Annotated in this window: 16 protein-coding genes; 12 read left to right on the forward strand and 4 right to left on the reverse strand. The window is 53.0% G+C overall.

The features are described from left to right. Positions 1–93 precede the first annotated feature (93 nt). Complete coding sequence (locus GOW48_RS21380) at positions 94–912, reverse strand: hypothetical protein (protein ID WP_170756099.1); 819 nt, start codon at positions 910–912, stop codon at positions 94–96. A gap of 190 nt (positions 913–1102) precedes the next feature. On the opposite strand from GOW48_RS21380, the gene GOW48_RS21385 reads away from it, so the two are divergent. After that, the gene (locus GOW48_RS21385; RefSeq protein WP_170756100.1) at positions 1103–2062 is read left to right on the forward strand and encodes an AraC family transcriptional regulator; all 960 of its coding nucleotides are present in this window, start codon (positions 1103–1105) and stop codon (positions 2060–2062) included. A gap of 82 nt (positions 2063–2144) precedes the next feature. On the opposite strand, the gene GOW48_RS21390 is transcribed toward GOW48_RS21385, so the two are convergent. Both GOW48_RS21390 and GOW48_RS21395 read right to left on the reverse strand, forming a co-directional pair. Then, a complete protein-coding gene (locus tag GOW48_RS21390; protein ID WP_170756101.1) occupies positions 2145–3299 on the reverse strand; it encodes an alpha/beta hydrolase in 1155 nt (384 codons plus the stop codon). 194 nt (positions 3300–3493) lie between these two features. After that, the gene (locus GOW48_RS21395) at positions 3494–4492 is read right to left on the reverse strand and encodes an Lnb N-terminal periplasmic domain-containing protein (RefSeq protein ID WP_170355516.1); all 999 of its coding nucleotides are present in this window, start codon (positions 4490–4492) and stop codon (positions 3494–3496) included. 971 nt (positions 4493–5463) lie between these two features. Here GOW48_RS21395 and GOW48_RS21400 point away from each other — a divergent pair. The 11 genes from GOW48_RS21400 (at position 5464) to GOW48_RS22535 (ending at position 17991) form a co-directional block, all read left to right on the forward strand. After that, positions 5464–6297: a hypothetical protein gene (locus GOW48_RS21400; protein WP_170756102.1), complete on the forward strand. Its 834-nt coding sequence runs from the start codon at positions 5464–5466 to the stop codon at positions 6295–6297. 180 nt (positions 6298–6477) lie between these two features. Then, positions 6478–6684, forward strand: coding sequence for a helix-turn-helix domain-containing protein (locus tag GOW48_RS21405; RefSeq protein ID WP_170355518.1), 207 nt, complete (start codon positions 6478–6480; stop codon positions 6682–6684). Between the two features lie 166 nt (positions 6685–6850). Continuing rightward, on the forward strand, positions 6851–8548 hold the full coding sequence (locus tag GOW48_RS21410) for a site-specific integrase (protein ID WP_170756103.1): 1698 nt from the start codon (positions 6851–6853) through the stop codon (positions 8546–8548). Then, the gene (locus tag GOW48_RS21415) at positions 8548–9591 is read left to right on the forward strand and encodes a site-specific integrase (protein ID WP_170756104.1); all 1044 of its coding nucleotides are present in this window, start codon (positions 8548–8550) and stop codon (positions 9589–9591) included. The genes GOW48_RS21410 and GOW48_RS21415 overlap by 1 nt, the downstream gene beginning before the upstream one ends. Further along, positions 9588–11240, forward strand: coding sequence for a recombinase family protein (locus tag GOW48_RS21420; RefSeq protein WP_170756105.1), 1653 nt, complete (start codon positions 9588–9590; stop codon positions 11238–11240). The genes GOW48_RS21415 and GOW48_RS21420 overlap by 4 nt, the downstream gene beginning before the upstream one ends. A gap of 180 nt (positions 11241–11420) precedes the next feature. Next, positions 11421–12572, forward strand: coding sequence for a tyrosine-type recombinase/integrase (locus GOW48_RS21425; RefSeq protein WP_170756106.1), 1152 nt, complete (start codon positions 11421–11423; stop codon positions 12570–12572). A 184-nt stretch (positions 12573–12756) separates the two neighbouring features. Then, a complete protein-coding gene (locus GOW48_RS21430; protein WP_170756107.1) occupies positions 12757–14115 on the forward strand; it encodes an ApeA N-terminal domain 1-containing protein in 1359 nt (452 codons plus the stop codon). 306 nt (positions 14116–14421) lie between these two features. Beyond that, positions 14422–15201, forward strand: coding sequence for a hypothetical protein (locus GOW48_RS21435; protein ID WP_170756108.1), 780 nt, complete (start codon positions 14422–14424; stop codon positions 15199–15201). A gap of 144 nt (positions 15202–15345) precedes the next feature. Further along, complete coding sequence (locus GOW48_RS21440; RefSeq protein WP_214648700.1) at positions 15346–15555, forward strand: helix-turn-helix transcriptional regulator; 210 nt, start codon at positions 15346–15348, stop codon at positions 15553–15555. After that, on the forward strand, positions 15545–15853 hold the full coding sequence (locus tag GOW48_RS21445) for a hypothetical protein (protein WP_170756110.1): 309 nt from the start codon (positions 15545–15547) through the stop codon (positions 15851–15853). Before GOW48_RS21440 ends, GOW48_RS21445 begins: the two co-directional genes overlap by 11 nt. Then, positions 15850–17991 (forward strand): hypothetical protein, encoded by a 2142-nt coding sequence (locus GOW48_RS22535; protein WP_234899574.1) that lies wholly within the window; start codon positions 15850–15852, stop codon positions 17989–17991. Before GOW48_RS21445 ends, GOW48_RS22535 begins: the two co-directional genes overlap by 4 nt. A gap of 228 nt (positions 17992–18219) precedes the next feature. On the opposite strand, the gene GOW48_RS21455 is transcribed toward GOW48_RS22535, so the two are convergent. Further along, entirely contained in the window at positions 18220–19314 is a 1095-nt protein-coding gene (locus tag GOW48_RS21455) for a topoisomerase II (RefSeq protein WP_170756111.1), read from the reverse strand. Positions 19315–19731: the final 417 nt, after the last annotated feature.

A 19731-nucleotide genomic window follows, 5' to 3' on the forward strand; every position in this document is an offset into this window, starting at 1 on the left:
CCGACGGAACAGGGAGGCGGATTCTAAGGCTTTTCACTTGGGCCCTCTCTTTTTTGCGTTGTAGTAAGTCCTTTTGTCAGACGCTCGTTTCGATCATTGGAACTGCATATTTAGTGCAAAAAACACTTGTCGTTTTGGTTGTCCTGGCCCGCTATCGGCAACTGACCATTGAGGTTCAACGAACACGTTGAATACAGTTTTTCCGTTTACCCAGACTTTTCCGACCCGGAGGCCTAACGGTACAGAATAATCACCGTTTTCCAGATTTGCTGTCCAAATTGGAGCCCCGCCTGTGTACCAGCCGTCGCCAAGTTGGCGGAACAGAATAGGTTGCAATGCGGCGGTGTTTACGCGTTCCCGGTCGTTCGTGCTACCCACGCCGCTTCGCCAAATTAGCAAGTACCCATACTGCCAAATTGCCGATTTTGCGTTGAAGTAGACATTAGCCAAACCCAACTGCCATTGGTCGCTGCCCAAACGGTCATCGGAGGCGGTTGGAGCCACAATAGAAGGGCCAATTGCAAAGCTTACTCCCGGTTTTTGTAAGTCGATCTGATAGGCGGCGAAGATGTCAAAATCCCCCACTCCATCTACCGTTGACCCACCATCGCCGACAGGAAAGCTGTTGAACGGCAAAGACGCGCGGATCAGCCAGTTTGTTTCCCCTAGCTGAACCGGTTGGGCGTAGCGAAGAATGAACGAATTTGCATCGTTTTCGCTAGGGCCAGTCAACTCATCGACATAATAGTTCTGCAAGTTGAAAGCCGTGAAATTTGCCAGAGGGTTATTGGCCTGCGCCGCAGCGTCTGCGCTGTCTTGTGCATAAACTTGGCTACTGAAAAGAGTAATCTTAGCCGCCAATATTGCTAAGACACCGAGCACACGCCGCAATCTTCCCTCGCCAATTTGCATTCGGTCCGCCTACCAAGCCCCGTGTTTAGGAAAACATGCTTGCATTGAAAGGCGATCGTTGGGGGGAATTTCGACATCCCAAAAGTGCAAAATACGTGTCACAGACCAAAGAATTTACCTCAATAACTGACTGTTACGTGTCAAAGAAATATTGCTATGTCAAATTTTCTGAATGTGATATTCGGAATAGATGGGGGACAAAGAACTATACAAAAACTTGTCGGTTGAACGGACATTCACAACCACGTCTGACGTCGGGCAGTTGCAGGACGCCTCCGTCGGTTGGGATCAAGAGTACTACCAAATGACTGCTGGTCCTTTGGAGAGCAGTCTTGACTTACTTCAAGTTGGTCAAAAACAGATTGCTCGGGAGAAATGGAATCGAAAAATAGTGTACCGCGGCACAGGTATGCCCGGTTGTTTTTCGGCGGCGCTCGTTTTGAAACAAGCTGAACCCGCAGTTCTTTTTGGTGAAAAAATCAAAACAGGTTCGATTGTTGTTCAACCTCCCAGTCGAGAAGCCGAGCTAATTGGCAGTACAAACTGGGATGGGGTAAATCTGGCCGTTCCCTTTTCGGAAGCGCGGTCTCTGGCGCTTAATCTCACTGGGGATGACCTCGACTTTGACGACATACCTCCAGTCAGTAGTCTAACTCAGCAGGCGAGAAAAAGACTGGGACTCGCGGCTCAAGATTTGTTGCGCCGTTCGAAGCAAGCAAATGAATTTGAGACCAAACACCTGCTTGACCAATTCACGAAGTTATTCTTGTGGGAATTGATTAGCTCGCAGGCTTCGAAATCTGCTTCTCTACAATCTTGCCGTTCCGCGGCAATTGTTAGTCGCGCTTGCGATATCGCATATTCGGACGATGTCTGCTCCGTGGGTCTGGTCGAGTTATGCAGCGAAATCGGTGTAAGCCTTCGGACTTTACACTACGCATTTCGAGATTGCATCGGTATATCCCCCGCAACCTGGTTGCGACGCATACGCCTTAACAAAGTCCACAAAACACTTAGTGCTTCCAGTGTTGGGGAAGTTCAAATCAAAGGTGTTGCGATTGAAAACGGTTTTTTTCATCAAGGTCATTTTGCTCAACAATACAAACGGGTGTTCGGATGTCTACCGGAAGAAACACTTGGCCGACACTAACATGTTTCGTGGCGCAAAGCTCGCAGCCCAAGAATAGAGATCGGTGGCTCTAGCCGGCCGAAAGCGCGTCATGTACCCAAATTCAGTTGGATATCGCCTCGTCAACGACAGCGATGGTACCACTGGCGGTAATAACCACGGCTTCAGCGCGACCTGAAACCTTAGCGCCTTTATCGCCTGCCAGTATTCTGTCCCCAATCAGGCGCACAACCTCGGGAGCGTCAGCAAACTTTGAATGGTGTACAGTGGTCGTGTCTTGCACCTGGGACAGGTCAATCACGTTCAAACCAAGCTCGGAAATCAGTGTAGCATCTAGCTGTCCCACTCTCGGGTTTCTTGCAATCAAGCTTGAAACCGCAAGAGCTTGGTCATTTTCGGATGTCAGCACATAGAACCTCCGTTTGTCCTTGGGGATCGCTGATAACTGAGCAATGAATAAGTCTATGTCTATGTCGGGCGACGCAAGAATAACACTTCTGAGTTTACCGCTGACATTGAAAAGCCCGCGATTTGCGATGCCGCGAGCGGCTTCCATGGCAACAAGGTTACCCATCGAGTGGGCTACGATATCTATTGTTTCTACAGGACTGTCTTTGAGTAGCCCTGGAACCTCCTCAAGCTGATCCCGTGCAATGAGTGCACTGTTGATGTCGTAGACGTAGGCACCCAAACGAGCCTGAGAGGCCCAAGAATATAAGATGGGCACTCCGCTATACCCGGTGTCTTCCAGAAATTGAGCAAACCGCAACACTGCATCAGTCAGATTTGTGTTGTAGCCATGTATCCACAGCAGGGATGAACGTTTTCCCTTTGGCAAAGCCAAAACACTGTTCTCTACTGTGCCCACAAACTTGCTATCTTCGTCAAATATCTGCGGGTTCGTGATAACGAAATGCTTATCGGGATCTGGCGAGCTGCCTCTCGGCCTTTCGATATTGCCCGTCTTGTGGTTTGGCGGGATTACAACATCTACAGCCGCAAAGTTAAGACGATTGGCGCGACGACCTGAAAAAAACTCAGTCGCCACCGTTGAGGGTTCGCGAACAGTAGCAATAAAGATCCTATGACCTCTTTCATCGATTTCTGCTTTGGATAAAGCTCTTGTTGGTTTGAGGCCGACTAAGTTCCTTTTGGAACTGCACCCAGTCGCGACAAAAACGCTCCCTGAAAATACGAAGTGCCGCCGCGACTGATCTATGGTCTTTTTGACGCTCAACTTCACAAACCCTTTTTCCACGAATATCGCCGTCAAAGGCATCGTAGCCAGAGCACATTACACATAAGTGGAATATAAATATCGGACAAATAGGCGGGCCGCAATTTTCCCTGTATCTCAAGGCTTCCACCCGAAAGGCCGAAAAATCAATTCTGCTCTAGCAGCACCATTCAGTAACTGTCTCAAAGATAAAATGACTTATCCAAGACAAAGGGCTAAGGAACCGGAACATCTTTGCGGATTGCTGCCGAGTAACCCTCGTCTAGTCCGTTTGCTAGTGCGTTAGCTGTGATATCTCCAAGACTATACAACTGCTGAATATCAATCTCAGTATTGGTCAGTCCTTGCTCGTACAGGTAGTCAGGAAAATAGCCATTAATTACAACGCGATAGTCGACAGGAACGCTAATGCCAACATGTCGTGCGATTAAAATTGCTGATCGGGAGCAATTGGTGAAAACTGAGTTGAACCAGCGGGGTCGCTCGGCGATTTCATTTGCAGCTTCTACATAGGCGCTGATCAGTTTGATACGCTCTTCTAATTCACCACGCAGCCTGAACAGATGTACTTTCTCTTTTCGAACATTAGAGCGAAGCCCGACGACATCACGCTCCTCCGCCGCTATCATTACAATAGGATGCGCTTTGAAAAAGTCGGCCACGGGAGAAAAAGACTCTCCGACCTGTCGGCGTACTTCGATCGACCACGTCAAATACCTGCCATCAGAAAAGCCGAAGCTTAGCATAAGGTGCGCCATTTCTGGCCCACCCCAATACGACATGAAGAGGTCCACACTTTCAATTTGAGACAGATCGTATTCTCTAGTAATCCACTTCTCTTCGAAAGTATCAGCCGACTGCCATTCAAATGCACGAACGTCATTCAGAGTTAGTGTGTTGCCGCTTATTTCACCTGTGACTGTCCGTACAACATCAGGCGACCAATTTCCGTCCGAAGGTGGGGTTAGTGAGTTCCACCATATTAGTATTGCTGCGAGATATACTGCGAATCCAGACAACCATCGCCATCTACTTCTTCGAAAAATTGAAACTAGCGTTCCGAGGCCAACGACGATAAAGGAAACGATCGCAATTAACCGGATCAATTCTGGGACTGAAAATTTGAACCATAGGGCCAAAGTGCCCCATACTGTTGAGTAAGCGACAACTAGAAACAATAAAGGAAAGCAAAGAGCATTCAGCACTGTGCGCATAGCGTATCCCACCATTCAATTGAGCCTTAAACAACCGTAAAAACGGCTAGAGTCGACTAGCGAGACCAAAAACCAAGGTGAGCATCAGAAAAAGGACCTGTGCCTCATACCTCTGGGTCAGTTCGTTCGAACGGCAGACTGTCGTCAGCACCGCGCCTGTAAGAGCCGACCGCATTAAAGTGATTTCTCGCTGGACGTTATCAAACATCCGTTTAGTTGTTTTTTAGTTTCATATTTCGCCGCTTAGCGCAAATTGGCCCGTACTTGTCATAAGACAATATCCGGCCCCCGCTCCTTCCCCCCGGTCTTGCGGGAGAAGGCCCTTCGCTTTCAGGTTCGTATCTGCGCGATGCCTTTTATCGGAGGCCAGCCGCTTCCCCGCAGGCTTCTCACCTGCCCCGCTCTGACCGCGCACGGTCTCGGCGATCCCCGGTTCGACGAGCGTCTGAAGACGACCGTCGACCGGTGGGTTCCGTAGTCGCGTTTCTGCACCGGGCCAGAAGGAGCCGCGTCGGTGCGGGATGGGGTAGTCCCCGAACCATAGTTCACAATTGGAGGCCGGTCGTGAACGTACCGTGGTCACCGCTTTTTTTGATCGTTCACCAGGGAAAGCAGCAAGAATAAACCGGGCGCAACGGAGACGGGGAGACCCATCCCAACCCGGAAAGTCGGATTTTACGCTCTTGCTGACTAAGTGTATTGATCTCTATTTTTTGGGGATCCCCCTGTTTCGCGCGGCCGCAAGTTGTACAAGTCGTAGCTGGTGTGACGCGCGACAGCCCTCCAATATCGAAGGCCGCTCGACACAGAACCTAGCCAAATTGTTCTCTTCCTGTTCTTTTGTTGATGTGCAACCTTGGAAGGGGTCGCCGTGTCTCAATCAGCGCTTTCTGAGCAATCAGTACCGCCTTGTTGCACGTAAGCTTTTGGACGCACGACCAGACCCTAGAGTGTGCCAAACGGAGAATAAAATGAGCGCTAACGCGGACAGCGGTCTGAAGGACAACCGAGACGTTGCACATACTGAAGTTGACTATTCCGTCTATCCGCACATGGATGGGATCAAGTGCTCGATGTCATGGAAGCTCGGCAGTTATGGCGAACGCGGTGCTCTATCTGATGACATGATCGGGAGCTTGGCTGAACGGTTTGGCCTGCCAACTAAGCTCGTACGCGAACTCTCTGTACTTCTTGGGAACTGCCTCAATAACGACGACGACATCGCAATCAACCTGACTGAGGTCCGTCGCTCGCAAGCGATTGTACGAGGTCAAAAGCACCTCAAGACACTCCTGCGGGAAGCCACGCGGGGCACAATTACTACACAAGAACTCCGGAACGCATTGGGCTCGCTTTCGACTTATTTCGTATCGACGCCAGAAGATGCAGACCTACTTCCGCAGCTCCTCAAAAAGCTTGAGACCGCAACGACACTTACTCAGGATGTCATCGATGACATTCGACGCATCCATGGGACACCTGGTGCGGTTGCGGAGATGTCGCCGCGAGACAAGCGGTTCTCGCGCGACAAACGCCGTCAGTACATCGTCGAGAGTTGCTGCCATATCTGGAAAGATTCCGGTCGCCCTCTGACCTACACGACATACTCAGACGGTCGTCCAGGAGGACAACGGCAAGGTCCACTCATCAACTTTATCCAGGCTGTCGTGAAGATGATCACCGAGCCGGGGCAAATCCTGAGCGGTGAGACGATCCGCGTGGACATTGACGGTTTTCGCGACAAGCTTGAGCGCGAAGAGCAAGAGCGTTGGGCGCCGCCGGAATTGGGCAATCAATACACTTAGAATGAGCAAGCCCGCGTTGTCATGGTCATGGCATGACACGCGTTCCTGCCACACCCCCTTCTGACGACTACGCGCGCAAGCAGGTTGAGACAGCGATTGACCAGTTGGTCCGATTGCTGGCTGCCCAGGCAGTACGGGAACTAGGCCGGGACGCCTCTGACCAAAAGGAGGCGCATCAGTATGCCACAGATCAATGCGAAGAAGAGCCCACCCCGCAAGCTTCTGACGGTGAAAGACGTCGCTGAACTGGACAATTGCTCGGAGAAGACGGTGCGCCGTGCGATTGCGGCTGGCCTGCTTGAGGTTATTCGGGTCGGCCCTGGCGGACGCCTCATCCGCATTGATCCGGCAGCTCATGCCGCCTACCGGCAGGCACAGTGCTGGTAGGTAATCGCGATCATTAATGTACATTAATGTCAATGGGTTATGACATTTTCGGGAAGAGGGCCTGCCCGTAAGTTTCTAACTTTCTGTGCTACGCTTTTCCCGAATCAGACCCCCTGTCCACACCCGTCCGCCCGAGACCTGACATGTCCAAAGGACCGCAAACCCGATGACTAGCCAGAGCCCCGTTCCATTGACATTGGCCTTCGTCAAAGCCGACACACCGATGTTCGCCGAGCTCATCGACCAACTGCACTCCGACAGCTCTCTGTCGGACGGACGCCGTCGCGACATGATCTCCGGTCTGCGCCGCGTGGCCAAAGCCCTTGGGCTGCCGCCAGAGGATGTGCCCTGCGACAGTCGCTGGTTGCAGCCCCGTCTGTCCAAAGTCACACCGGCAGCACTCGGTCTTACACCGAAGAGTTGGCAAAACGCGGTGAGTGATGCGCGTGCCGCCCTCGCGCATTTCGGGCTGGTGGAACACCGCTTCAACCGGATCGATGATCTGTCTCCCGATTGGCACGCGCTCTGGACAGCTGTACTAGCGTCCGGGGACAAGACATTGCAACCCGCGCTCTGCCGCTTCGTACACTTTCTAAACCGGCAGGGCGTCAAACCTGCCACTGTGTGTGAAGAGCATGCTCAAGCCTATCGCGTAGCCCTTGAGCACAACGAGATCAGCAAATCTCCTGATGTTGCACATCGTGCCGCTGTCAACGGCTGGAACCTGGCGGCTCGACGTATTTCACAATGGCCCAACGTCACTTTGCCTCTGGAATCGCGTCGGAAGGTCATCACTTTTCCGGTGACTGATTTTCCGGCGCCATTCCAAACTGATCTTGCAAAGCTGATGCATCGTCTGTCCAATCCAGACCTGCTGGCAGATGACGGACAGAACAGAGCACTACGACCCGCGACCCTGTCCCAATACCAAAGGCAGTTGGTTCGGTTCGCCTCCGAACTCATTCACTCTGGTATCCCGATCGCGGAGATTGGCGGATTGGACGTCCTGATTAATCCGGCAATGGCTGAACGGGGTTTGCGCCAGATGTTATCGCGCACCAACAACCAGACCACAAAGATGATCAGCGAGATTGCCGCGTTACTCCGCAATCTGGCCCGGTTACTCAATGCACCCGAAGGCACCCGGGAATTACTGGCTGGGCTTGCAGCGCGTCTGGCGGTCAAACCCCAGAATGGCATGACCCAAAAGAACCGAAGCAGACTTCGAATGTTGCAAGAGGACCGGCATCAGCAGCGCCTGCTACTCCTGCCCGAACGGATTTTCGCGCGACCACGCGGCACCTCCAAGCCGTACGGATGGGCTCTGGCGCGCGAAGATGCGCTCGCAATCGCCATCCTGCTGGTCTGCCCCGTCCGTGTGAAGAATCTGGCTGGCATCCACATTGAACGCCACCTGCACCGCCCTGGTGATGGCCGAGCCTACCTGGTTCTGGAAGACGGTGAGACCAAAAATGAACGACCTGTCGAGTTCGAGATTCCGCGTGATGTATTGCGCATGATCGACAGCCATCTCAAATCTCGTTGCCCGGAACTCTGCCCCGCTGGAACGCCTTGGCTGTTTCCCCGCAGGGATGGTCAACATTCTGTTGATCCCGGCGTTCTGTCTGGGCGCATCTCCAAACGGATCCGGAAAGAAACGGGGTTGGAGATGAACGCCCACCTGTTTCGGCATTTCGCGGTGATGAACTGGCTCGACGCCAATCCCGGCGGCTACGAGGTTGCGCGTCGGTTGCTCGGACATTCGGAGGTCAGCCACACCATCAACATGTATTCCGGTCTTGAGGCACGTTCGGCAACCCGCGCCTTTGCTGACCTGATAGACGCCAAGAAAGGGCGTCGCTGATGAGCCTTGTTCTGCCGCTCGACGAATGGCCCGCGCAAGACCGGGATATGTGGCTCAGCCTTCAGGCGGTAGGTGGACCACTCGACGATTGCGGTGCCCTCGCTCATCTACGCGCAACCTCGTTAAAGACGTTAGAGTTGCGCTATGCCCGATGGTTGCAATGGCTGATTACCAGCGACGCGGAGGCGATCACACTGCCTCCGGCTCGACGCGGGACCCTGCCGCGCCTTTCCGCTTGGCTTCGGGACCTCTCACACACCCGGCCGATGACTCGGTTGGTGTTCATTGATGGCGTGTTGCGTATCCTCTCCGTGGCTGACCCGACGCAGGACTGGTCCGCTCAGCGGAAGTTAAAAGAGGGATTGAAGCGCGCCGCGGGTCGAGGTGATCGGGACCGTAAACTTGGGCGTGTGTTGTCCAGCGAAGTTCTATTCCGTGCAGGGCTGTCTCTGGCGACGGGTCATGCAGAAGCTGCGTCAACACCGCTAAGCAGTATGATGTGCCTGCGGGATGGCACCATGATAGCGATGTTGGCCCTGATGCCGATGCGGCGACGCGCCTTCGCGGGCCTTCGGATTGGCATATCCCTGTATGTCGCAGCAGACACGATGACCGTCGCGCTCCCCGGGGATCTCACCAAATCAGGGCATCCCTGGGAAGCTGATGTTCCACCGAGCGTTGAACCGCTCTTGCGCCGTTACATCAACGAAGCCCGTTCCTTTATTATGGAGCGTGGCCAACAGCATCACAATGTCCTGTGGGTTGGCCGGTCTGGTGCTCCTTTTAAGAAAGACGCGCTGAGCCCTCGGATCGCGGAGCAGACACTGAAGCTGACGGGTCGCCGTATTCCACCGCATTTCTTTCGGGATGCTGCCGCGACAACCCTGGCCCGCTCTTCTCCGGAACATGCCAAGCTAATTCGACCAATTCTTGCGCATACGAGCTTCGGAACCGCCGAGCGCCACTACATCCACGCACAGACAATTGAAGCGGGCCGCGACTACGCGGCTTTGATCAACCAGAAGAGAAAGGCCCGGCGATGACCCGCGTTGCAATCTATGCCCGTTTCTCCAGCCAAATGCAGAGAGACGCATCCATCGACGACCAAATGCGACTGTGCCGGGAACGTGCTGAGCGGGAAGGTTGGACTGTTGTTGACGCCTATTCTGATCGTGCGGTCTCCGGCGCCTCCATGTTGCGCCCCGGTCTGCAAGCGCTGTTTCATGCTACACAGGGAGGACAAGTTGATCTGATTTTGGCGGAAGCGCTGGACCGGTTGAGCCGAGATCAGGCGGATATCGCCGCGATCTTCAAACGGCTAAGCTTTGCAGGGGTTTGCATCGTGACGCTGGCTGAGGGCGAGATCAGCGAATTACACGTAGGTCTCAAAGGCACCATGAACCAACTGTTCCTCAAAGATCTGGCGGACAAAACCCGGCGCGGTCTGCGCGGGCGTGTAGAGCTTGGGCGCTCTGGCGGTGGCAACAGCTATGGTTATGACGTCGTCCGGCGTCTTGGGCCAGACGGCCAACCCGTCACGGGGGAACGAGTGATCAACGCAGCGGAAGCTGAGATTGTCCGACGGGTACTTCAAGAGTTCACCGAAGGGCACTCCCCAAAAACAATTGCGCGACGTCTCAACACTGAGGGTGTCCCAGGTCCCCGTGGCAAGTTATGGCGTGACACCGCCATCCGAGGGCACCGAGTGCGGGGTACGGGTCTCCTAAACAATGAGCTTTATATTGGCCGCCTGGTCTGGAACCGGCTGCGCTACATCAAGGACCCTGAGACCGGCAGACGTGTTTCTCGTCTCAACGATCCGTCCAAATGGATCATCGCGGAGGTCCCTGAGCTGCGGATCGTCGGGGATGAACTTTGGGAGGCGGTCAAGCAGCGGCAAGGCGAGATCGAAGCTGATCCCCGCGTCAAAGCCATCAAGGAAACCCGGTTTTGGGAGAAGCGTCGCAAGAAGCACCTTCTGACAGGTCTTGCATTCTGCGGCACCTGCGGAGGACCACTCACCACTGTCGGGCGCGACTATCTCGCCTGCTCTGCCGCTCGCAAACTCGATACCTGCACGCACAGGCAATCCATTCGCCGCCATGTTCTGGAAGACGCCGTTTTGGATTTGCTTCGCCAACGTCTGATGCAGCCCGACGCAGTGGCCGCTTTCATAAAGTCCTTCAGCGAAGCCGCCAACGCAGAAGCAGGCACAGCAGAGGTAGCCCGGACCCGTCTGCAATCCGAGCGGGACAAAGCGGCGCGCAAACTGAATGGGTTCTATGATGCAATCGCAGAGGGCATTCGCACCCCCGGCCTTCAAACGCGGCTCGAAGAGCTTGAAGCGCAGATCGCCGGTCTTGATGCGAAGCTGTCTGAGCCTGCGCCTTCACCAGTGCGACTGCACCCGAACCTGTCCGAACTCTATCGCTCCAAGGTCGCTGATCTTGCAAAGGCGTTATCGGATCCGTCGATCCGTACAGGGGCTTTGGAGATCATCCGGGGCCTGATCGAGCGTGTCTCGGTCCAACATAAACAGGATAGCGTTCAGATCGAACTGGAAGGGGCACTTTCAGCGATGATTGGGTTGGCCCAGAACGAACAAAGCCGCCCTGAGGCGGCTTGTTCGAGACTCTGTTCGACCCAAGTGGTTGCGGGAGCAGGATTTGAACCTGCGACCTTCAGGTTATGAGCCTCACAGGCGGATAATTGATGTAGTTTACTGAAGATATTTTTTTATATATTTATCAATTCTTTAAGCAGTTCACGCTCAACCTTACGATTTCCGTAGATTGCTCATATCTGCTCCAAGGTGTAGCACCAGTGTAGCACCAACGATTATTGGTAGTACCAGACACCTCAAGGATACGACGTGGCCAGTCACCGTTTGAATTTCACCAAAGCCGCCCTTCTAAAAGCACCCGCCGCCCAAAAAGGATCGCGAGACTACTACTATGATGAGCGAGAGGCCGGTTTAATGCTGGCTGTGACCGCCGCACGGTCGAAGAGCTTCTACCTCTACAAACGCATAGAAGGGCGTCCAGAACGGCTTCTACTTGGTAAGTTTCCAGACATGACTGTGGAACAGGCCCGAAAGGCTGCTGCTAAAGCCAAAGGCGGAATCGCATCTGGGGCGAACCCTCAGAAAGAGAAAAAGGCCATTCGAGACGAGATGACCTTTGGAGTGCTGTTTACAGAATACATGGACAAGTATTCCAAGGTTCACAAGAAGTCGTGGAAATATGACGAACGGGAAGTAAACAAATATCTGTCGCATTGGTTTCGCCGAAAGATATCCAGCATTGACCGAGCCGAAGTGGAACGGCTTCACGCAAAGGTTGGAAAGGATAACGGCCTGTATCAAGCCAACCGTTTGCTTGAGCGTATCCGCTCTATCTTTAGCAAAGCGATTGAATGGGGCTGGAAGGGTTTGAACCCGGCCGTCGGCATAAAGAAGTTTCGGGAACAGAGCCGAGACAGGTTCTTGCAGCCTGACGAATTACCACGCTTCTTCGAAGCGTTAGCAAATGAACCAAATGAAGCCGCACGAGACTTCTTTATGATTTCGCTACTGACAGGCGCGCGAAAGTCAAACACGCTGGCGATGATGTGGAACGATATCAACTTCCAGTCGGCTACATGGCGGATCGAAGAAACGAAGAACGCTGACCCGTTGACGGTTCACCTGCCTCGTCAGGCGGTTGAATTGCTTATCGAACGGAAACTGAAATCAGACGGCCCATACGTATTTGAAGGCTCTGGCAAGAGCGGTCATCTTGCAGACCCGAAAAAGGCTTGGAGTCGTATTTTGAAAGAAGCTGGAATCGAAAACCTGCGCATTCACGACTTGCGTCGCACTCTGGGTAGCTATCAAGCGGCAACAGGGGCCAACGGGTATATTATTGGGAAATCACTTGGGCATCGGTCGCAGCAGTCCACAGCGATCTACGCTAGGCTGAATCTAGACCCCGTAAGAGAGAGTGTGGACAAGGCGACAGAGTTGATGTTTTCCCAAGATACGTAAGGTAGAAAGCAGACATTCGTTACGCGAAAAAGGTGTTTATAGGTTATGTCGGAAGTACAAATTTATCTGAAAAACATCATTCAAATGTATCAGATGTAGCCACTAGAAAATATACCTAAAAGTAAAATAGTCCCGCAATATCCCCCGGGGATGTCCAAGAATGAATAGCGGAAGGAATTAATGAGTGAGTAAGACGCTAAAGACGTTTATTCCGAGCAATGACGATACTGGTGACTGGTTCGCTACAGTTAATAGAACCGCGCCTTCGGGTGAGTTTTTCAAAGTCGAAGCCGTACGAAAGATAGAACCTGACCAAGCTTTTAAGGCTTTCAAAACCAGATCAAGAAGTCCATTTGAGAATTCAGTTTTCCCGTGTTTTCTAAATTTTGGTAGGAAGGGAACCCTTGGAAACGTAGAGGTTATTGGTCAGGGCGTCGGCGAGGCGGGGCCAGATGTGGTTTTTGAGACCCAGTCGGTAGAAGCTGAAGCAAAGTATATTCTTTTTGGCGAAGGTTTCGACATTGACCACCTTGCAGCCTACGCGGCTGTTACTTTTCTCCCCTCTGGCTTGAGGCCATGGGTGAAGGGCGTAGAAAATCGACCGTTACCAGACCATTTTTCCTCAAGTAGTACCGAGATAGAGTCCTTTGATCTGGCTGGAATTGGCAAGTTACGGGTCTTTTTCGCCCATGAAGGGGCTATAGGAATTGGCTCCGAAACAAAAACTTTCACTCCATATGTCTCTATAGAATTCGATCATCCAAGGTCTTTCGTGCAGATTGATAGCATCTGCTCATTGCTAGATTCTTTGTTCTCGTTCTTAACGATGACAGCAATAGAGCCGACAGAGCTAAAGCTGACGCCGAGCGGCGAGCATCCCGACATGATAAGGGATCACACCCTGCTTCGTTCGGGAATTCAGTGGAACATCAAGTCAGATAGAAGTATGTTTTCTAACTTTTTGTCGGTAAAAGATGTTCCTTCAATAAAAACGATCATCTGCGACATGATGAATGCCTATGGTGAAGCAAGTTTGATATTGGAGGCGATAAATGAGGCTCTGCATTTTTCGGAAAATTGTAACAAGAGTTTTGGATTAATATTCCCGAAACTTGAAAGATTTCTAGATAAGTGGTTCAGCGGTGACGATGAGACGAGTTTTCAAAGTAAAGAGGAAAAATTCTTTCAATACATCAAAGCCAGCAAAGACGAAGAAATCATTGCTTTCTGTAACAAGCACATTAGCGTCAAGAATAGAAAAAAGCGTGGAACCAAACAGAAACTACGCCTTGCGATTGAAACACTAAATCGCTCTTTAGGATGCGATATGGATGTTGTTCTTGCAGAGAGAATTCTTGAGTTTCGAACCTCTAAATTCCATTCCTCAGGTTTGACGAAAATCTTTAATGCCTCTGAAAACTGTCAAGAAGTGTCGAGGGCTTGTGAGTTCATGTTGATTGCTTTCACTCTGGAAGTCTTGAAAATCCCTCGTGAGACCTACTCACCAAAGCTAAAGTCTTTATTTCCCGACCTTTACGCGTGACCACAATCGCTCACATTCCCAGCAGAGCTTGCGGAGAACTTGGGAGAATACTCTAAAACCGGTTCTGCCAAATGCCCACTTCAGTTAGCAGGTCGGATGCCAGCTCGAACTACGCACAATGCTCGAAAGCCGTCGTTTGATCTCGTCCATTGTACGTGAAACGCGGCGTTCCAAAAAAGGCCCCGCAGCGGTCTTGATATCGCTCAACGCCCGCAAGTGACGGTTCCGGGTCCAGTACGGTTCTGTTTTACTGTCTGCACTGTCAGCCACTGGCGTTTCGCCCGATTTTCCTGAACAAGCTGCATCATGGAACAAGCTGACAACACCCTCTCCGACACCACGGCAGCACCGACCGCCCCATGGCAGCGCCTCATGGCGGGTCACGGTTTCTTGGCGGAGCTACATCGTCTCTACGATACCCGATTCATGTATGAACTTGAGATGCTGATGGCCGCACCCGATCCCGACATGGAAGACCTTAGCAAAGGGGTTGAAGCCGCAGCGCGGGCTTATATCCGCGAGCGGCGCAACATGCGCCGACGCAAGCCGGGTGCGATGGAATACCGCCGTCTGTCCGCATTGTCTGCAAAGCTAGAGGCCATATCGATAGACCTCGCTCGGGTGCAGAGGTCGCCCAACTGTTCCGTAAAGCTGGCCGATGCGCTGGAAACAAAGGTTCAATCAGCCGATCCAAGTGCCGCCGGAATAGCAAACCTGATCGACGGCGCTTTTGGTCCCGGTGATCCAATAGCTCACATCTCGGCGTTTCTGGACCTGTTGCAAGAGGCCGCCGCAGAAACGGTTTCTCTCGGGGAACAGGACACTCCAAGCGCTTACTACAAAGCCGATCTGGACGGCTGGTTTCGAAAGGCAAGGAAAACCGACAGCCAGCCGGTTGCGGCCTTGGCCCGTGCTTTTCGCCCCTATTGGGAGCGTAACGCTAGGCGCCCCTTCAATGCTGGCCGCTATGACCCGACCACCAAGCAGAACAAGGCCTACGCGGTTGACGCGATTCACTTGATTGCTCGGAAGCTCGACCCGGACCTGACGCGCACCCGCGTTGTCACGGTAATGCGGGTGATTTAGACACATTTTCGCCATATTGTGTGGCAATTTGCAGACCTGTTTCCCTACGTAGAACTTGTTTTTTTACGTCCTGCTTCACGCGTTTTAGCCTGCCCAAGCGCTCTCTAGATTTCTCTTCATAGACGTAACTTGATGGAGATAATCATGATTGCAAAACAGGCAGACACCCTGCTTAAGCCTGAGCAAGTCGCCGACCGCCTCGGCGTATCCACAACCACCCTTGCTACTTGGCGCTGCACCAAGCGCTACCCACTGGCCTATGTCAAAGTTGGCCGCTTGGTCCGCTATCGCGCTGGGGATGTCGAAGCATTCGAGATCGCGCGTCTTCAGGAGGTGGTTGCAAATGACTGGTAATTGGAAGCCCATTGAATTTGCAGCAATTGCGGAACTGGCCCGGATCAATCTGCAAAGCCTGCTAGTGGAATGGTTGCCCGATGGCCGGGTTATCGGGCGCGAATGGGTGGCGCTGAACCCCACCCGCGCAGATCGCTCGCGCGGATCGTTTCGGATCAATATCGACAGCGAACTTTGGGCGGATTTTGCCACGGATGACAAAGGCGGTGATGCTATCAGCCTCTTTGCCTATCTGAACGGGGTGCAGCAAGGACAGGCCGCGCGTGCGCTGGCCCAGCGTCTGGGGGTGCAGGCATGAGCGCGCTGCACGACCTCTGTCACCCAACCGCCGGAAGAGCTGACACCCAGCACATCTACCACAACAAAGCGGGCGCGCCTGTGCTTGTTGCCAATCGCTATGATGGTAACGGCAAGGGTAAATTCTTCCTGCCTTATGACGTGAGCAAAGAGACGTGGAAAGCGCCTCAATCCCGCCCGGTCTATCATCTGGATAGGATCGCCCAGGCGGACCCGGATCAGCCGGTGATCTGGGTCGAAGGAGAGAAGTGCGCCGACGCGCTGACAGCCTTGGGGTATCTGGCCTCTACCAGCTTTGGCGGCAGCAAAGCGCTGGCAAAAACGGACCTCTCCCCGCTGAAGAGTCGCACTGTCATCATCTGGCCCGATCAGGATGAACCGGGACAGAGTTATGCCACCAAACTGGCCGAAGAGCTTGTTACGTTACATAGGGCGACGCCGCTCATATTGCCGATCAACGAGGCGCTGATTCAGGCGCATGATCATGCGGGGCTGATCCCTATACCTATACATAGAGGCTGGGACGTGGCCGATGCCATTGTTGCTGGTTGGGGGAATGGTGAGATAGATGCCCTGATAAACAGCGTGGCGTGTGATCTGCCGGATGCAACCGCCGCTTACCTGACTGGTCAGACAGGGCCTGCCGCAAATGACCCGCGTTCCCCTATGTATCATAAGAACAACCCCGACCCGTATACGTTACATATACATAGGGACGAGACTGCACCTATACATAAGGAAGATAGCGCAGCCCTCGTGGAAGGGCTTGAACTCTGGAACACACCGCAGGGTGAGCCTTATGTAACTATACAGGCCAAGGGTCACTTTGAGCACTGGCCTGTCGGATCATCGACCTTCCGCAACTATCTGGCCTATGCCCACTATAGGGCTGAGGGCAAAGCCCCCTCCAATGCTGCGCTGGACGACAAGCGCCGGATGCTGGAAGGGGTGGCCCGGTTCGAAGGCGAGACTTACCCTGTGTCCAGCCGCATCGCCTCAATCGGGCGTGCGGTCTATCTCGACCTTGGCGATGCGGACTGGCAGGCTGTGGCGATTACCTCGGAAGGCTGGCAGGTGGTCAACCACCCGCCCGCACGGTTTCGGCGCTCACCAGCCATGCAGGCGCTGCCTGTACCGGAACGGCATGAACACGGCATCGATCTATTGCGTGATTTTCTGAACGTAGACAGCGAAGATGATTTCCGCATGTTGGTGGCGTGGGTTCTGGGGTGTTTCCACCCCAAAGGCCCCTACCCTATCCTGATCCTGTCCGGCGAACAGGGCAGCGCCAAAAGCACCACTGCACAAACGCTGCGCGACCTGATCGACCCGGCCCAGCCCAGCACCCGCAGCACGCCCAATTCCGAGCAGGATTTGGTGATTGCCGCGATGCACAACCACGTCTTGAGCTTTGATAACCTTTCAACCATCCGCCCGATGATGGCGGACGCCTTCTGTCGGATCGCCACCGGCGGCGGGTTTGGCACCCGCAAGCTGCACACCGACAGCGACGAGGTTCTGTTCAACGCCACCCGGCCTTGCCTGTTGAACGGCATTCCCGATCTGGCGGCGCGGCCTGATCTGGCAGATCGCGCCATTGGCATTCATCTGCCGGTGATCCCACCCGGCAAGCGCAAAACCTTGGGCGCGTTCAATCGCGATTTTGCCAAGGCCAAGCCCTTCATTCTGGGTGCGCTACTGGATGCGGTTTCCCGTGCCTTGGGTCGAATTGACTCTGTAAGCCTTTCAGAAGCCCCTAGGATGGCCGATTTTGCAAAATGGGTGGTTGCCGCCGAAGACTCGCTTGGCTGGACTCAGGGCGCGTTTCTGGACTCCTACGCGGCCAATCGTGCGCGCAGCGATCAAGCTGCCGTTGAGGCCAACCCGGTTGCGCTGGCAATTCTGTCTCTGATGGAGGGGCGGCAGCATTGGAGCGGCACAGCAACCGAGCTGAAGCAAACCCTGCGAGACCGCTTTCCGGCGCTGACAGAGGACAGCCAGAGCTTTCCCCGATCTGAGGCGCGGTTTGGTGCGGCCCTGCGCAGGGTACAGCCCGTGTTACGGCGTCAGGGCATAAACATCGCGTTCAGCCGTGAAGGCAAAGCAGGCATGCGGGTGATAGGATTGACCAACCGGTGAAGATTTCAAAAGCGCCCGATCCCAGGAGTCGAGCGCTTTTGTTCACTATCTTCGTGACGTTTGTAGGGTTTGATTATCACCTACAATACGCAAGTAGCAGTCGCCGCCCGCAAAAAAAAGCCAGTCTACGAGCACAACCATTAGCATCTCTAAGAATATCTTGGGGATGCTATCCCATATCATGTTTTACTGCTGACATAGCAAAGAGCGTACTAGTCTTAAAAACTCCTACAGAAACTCCTCAACGAGGCTGAATTCCAACTGCGTTACTTCGTGGGAACCCTCCAAGTATGCAGAAACTTCGTCAAATATCTTACCTGTATCAACCAGCTGCTCATCTGTATAAATTAGCGTTGTAATCCTATGCTTTTGGAAATACTCGCGCATTTTTTTGGCTTCTTTTTCAAAGTTTTTCAAAGCTTCCGCGTTTATTTCTTTTTGAGTCTTCTTCGCCGTACCCGCGATATGACCGTGAGAAGACCATGGTGACAACTCGAATCCGACCTTTTCGAGGGTAACCGGATCAATCACACAGAAATCTAACCTGTATTTGTGCTTCTTTTCTTTTCCTCGGTAGCGAAGTTCTGGAATCAAGAGTGGAACATCTTCCGGCTTCTTCTGTGATCTAACATAGTTACAGTAGAGCGTTGCGATCTCCTTTTCGTACTTAGACCCGGAGGGGCGCACCAACACCTTGGTAAAGAAATTGAGGTATTCTTCTATTCCGTTAAAGTTGATCGGTGTAGGATCTCCTTGAACCACCAAACCGGTAGTTATAACATGGCCTATTGTCCAATATAGCTTTGGAAAATGCCTGATTTCACTCTTGTCGTTCTCCCACTCTGCAGACTTATTGAACCTCGGTGTTATTAGTAGCCCATAGTCGCAATTGTTCTGGCCAATCCATATCTCCGAGTCCGTTGCAGAGGGGCGGGTTCGAACTAGCTCATCGTAGTGGCGCAGGAACGATCGCTGGAGGAAAAGAAGAAAGTACTCCTTAGTCGCTTTCGTCTTGGTTAGGGTTTCGAAGTTTGCCTTCAGAGTGGTAGCACTGAATGGCGTTCCTCCAGCCGTCCAACCATCAGTTTCTCGAGCCTTCTTAAAGCCGCGCAAATATTCCGAGACATACTCGTCAGCCGACTTTATTACTTTTTCCTTGAGATCGATGAAAGTAGCGGCCTTACCTCCGATCAGGGCATTGAAGGATTGTTGGCTATCATATCCGCTATCCCCAGAGACCTTCGGCCACATTTTCGCCAACTGCGAAGTGATCTCTTTGCCTCTTTTGTTGCGCGCTGTTTTGTTTGGATCTCTCTTGGCCAAATTAAAAACTCCCGTAGATTGCACCGCGTAACTAGCCCTGCGCGGTTCAGTTGTACAAGCAGAATGTCGCTGATGGGGTATGTTGTGGATGTAGATGCCTCTTTGCCGGATTTGCACAACAGAAATGGAGCGCAGCACAGACAATCACTGTAATAGTTGGTGGCGCTGACAGCACTGACAGTGAAGCGGCGTGGTTTTCAATTCAGAAGGAATCGGCTTTTCCGATTCGGCGTTTCCAGAGTGCTTCCACGGTGCTGTTGTTTGCTGCGTGGCGTAGCACTGCTGTAGCACCGGACGTTTTCGGCACAAACGCAAGAAGCGCCCCTTGGGGCGCTAAGTGCTTGATATCTGACTGAGAGTATTGGTTGCGGGAGCAGGATTTGAACCTGCGACCTTCAGGTTATGAGCCTGACGAGC

This window comes from Ruegeria lacuscaerulensis (assembly GCF_013033355.1).
GTDB lineage: Bacteria > Pseudomonadota > Alphaproteobacteria > Rhodobacterales > Rhodobacteraceae > Ruegeria > Ruegeria lacuscaerulensis_A.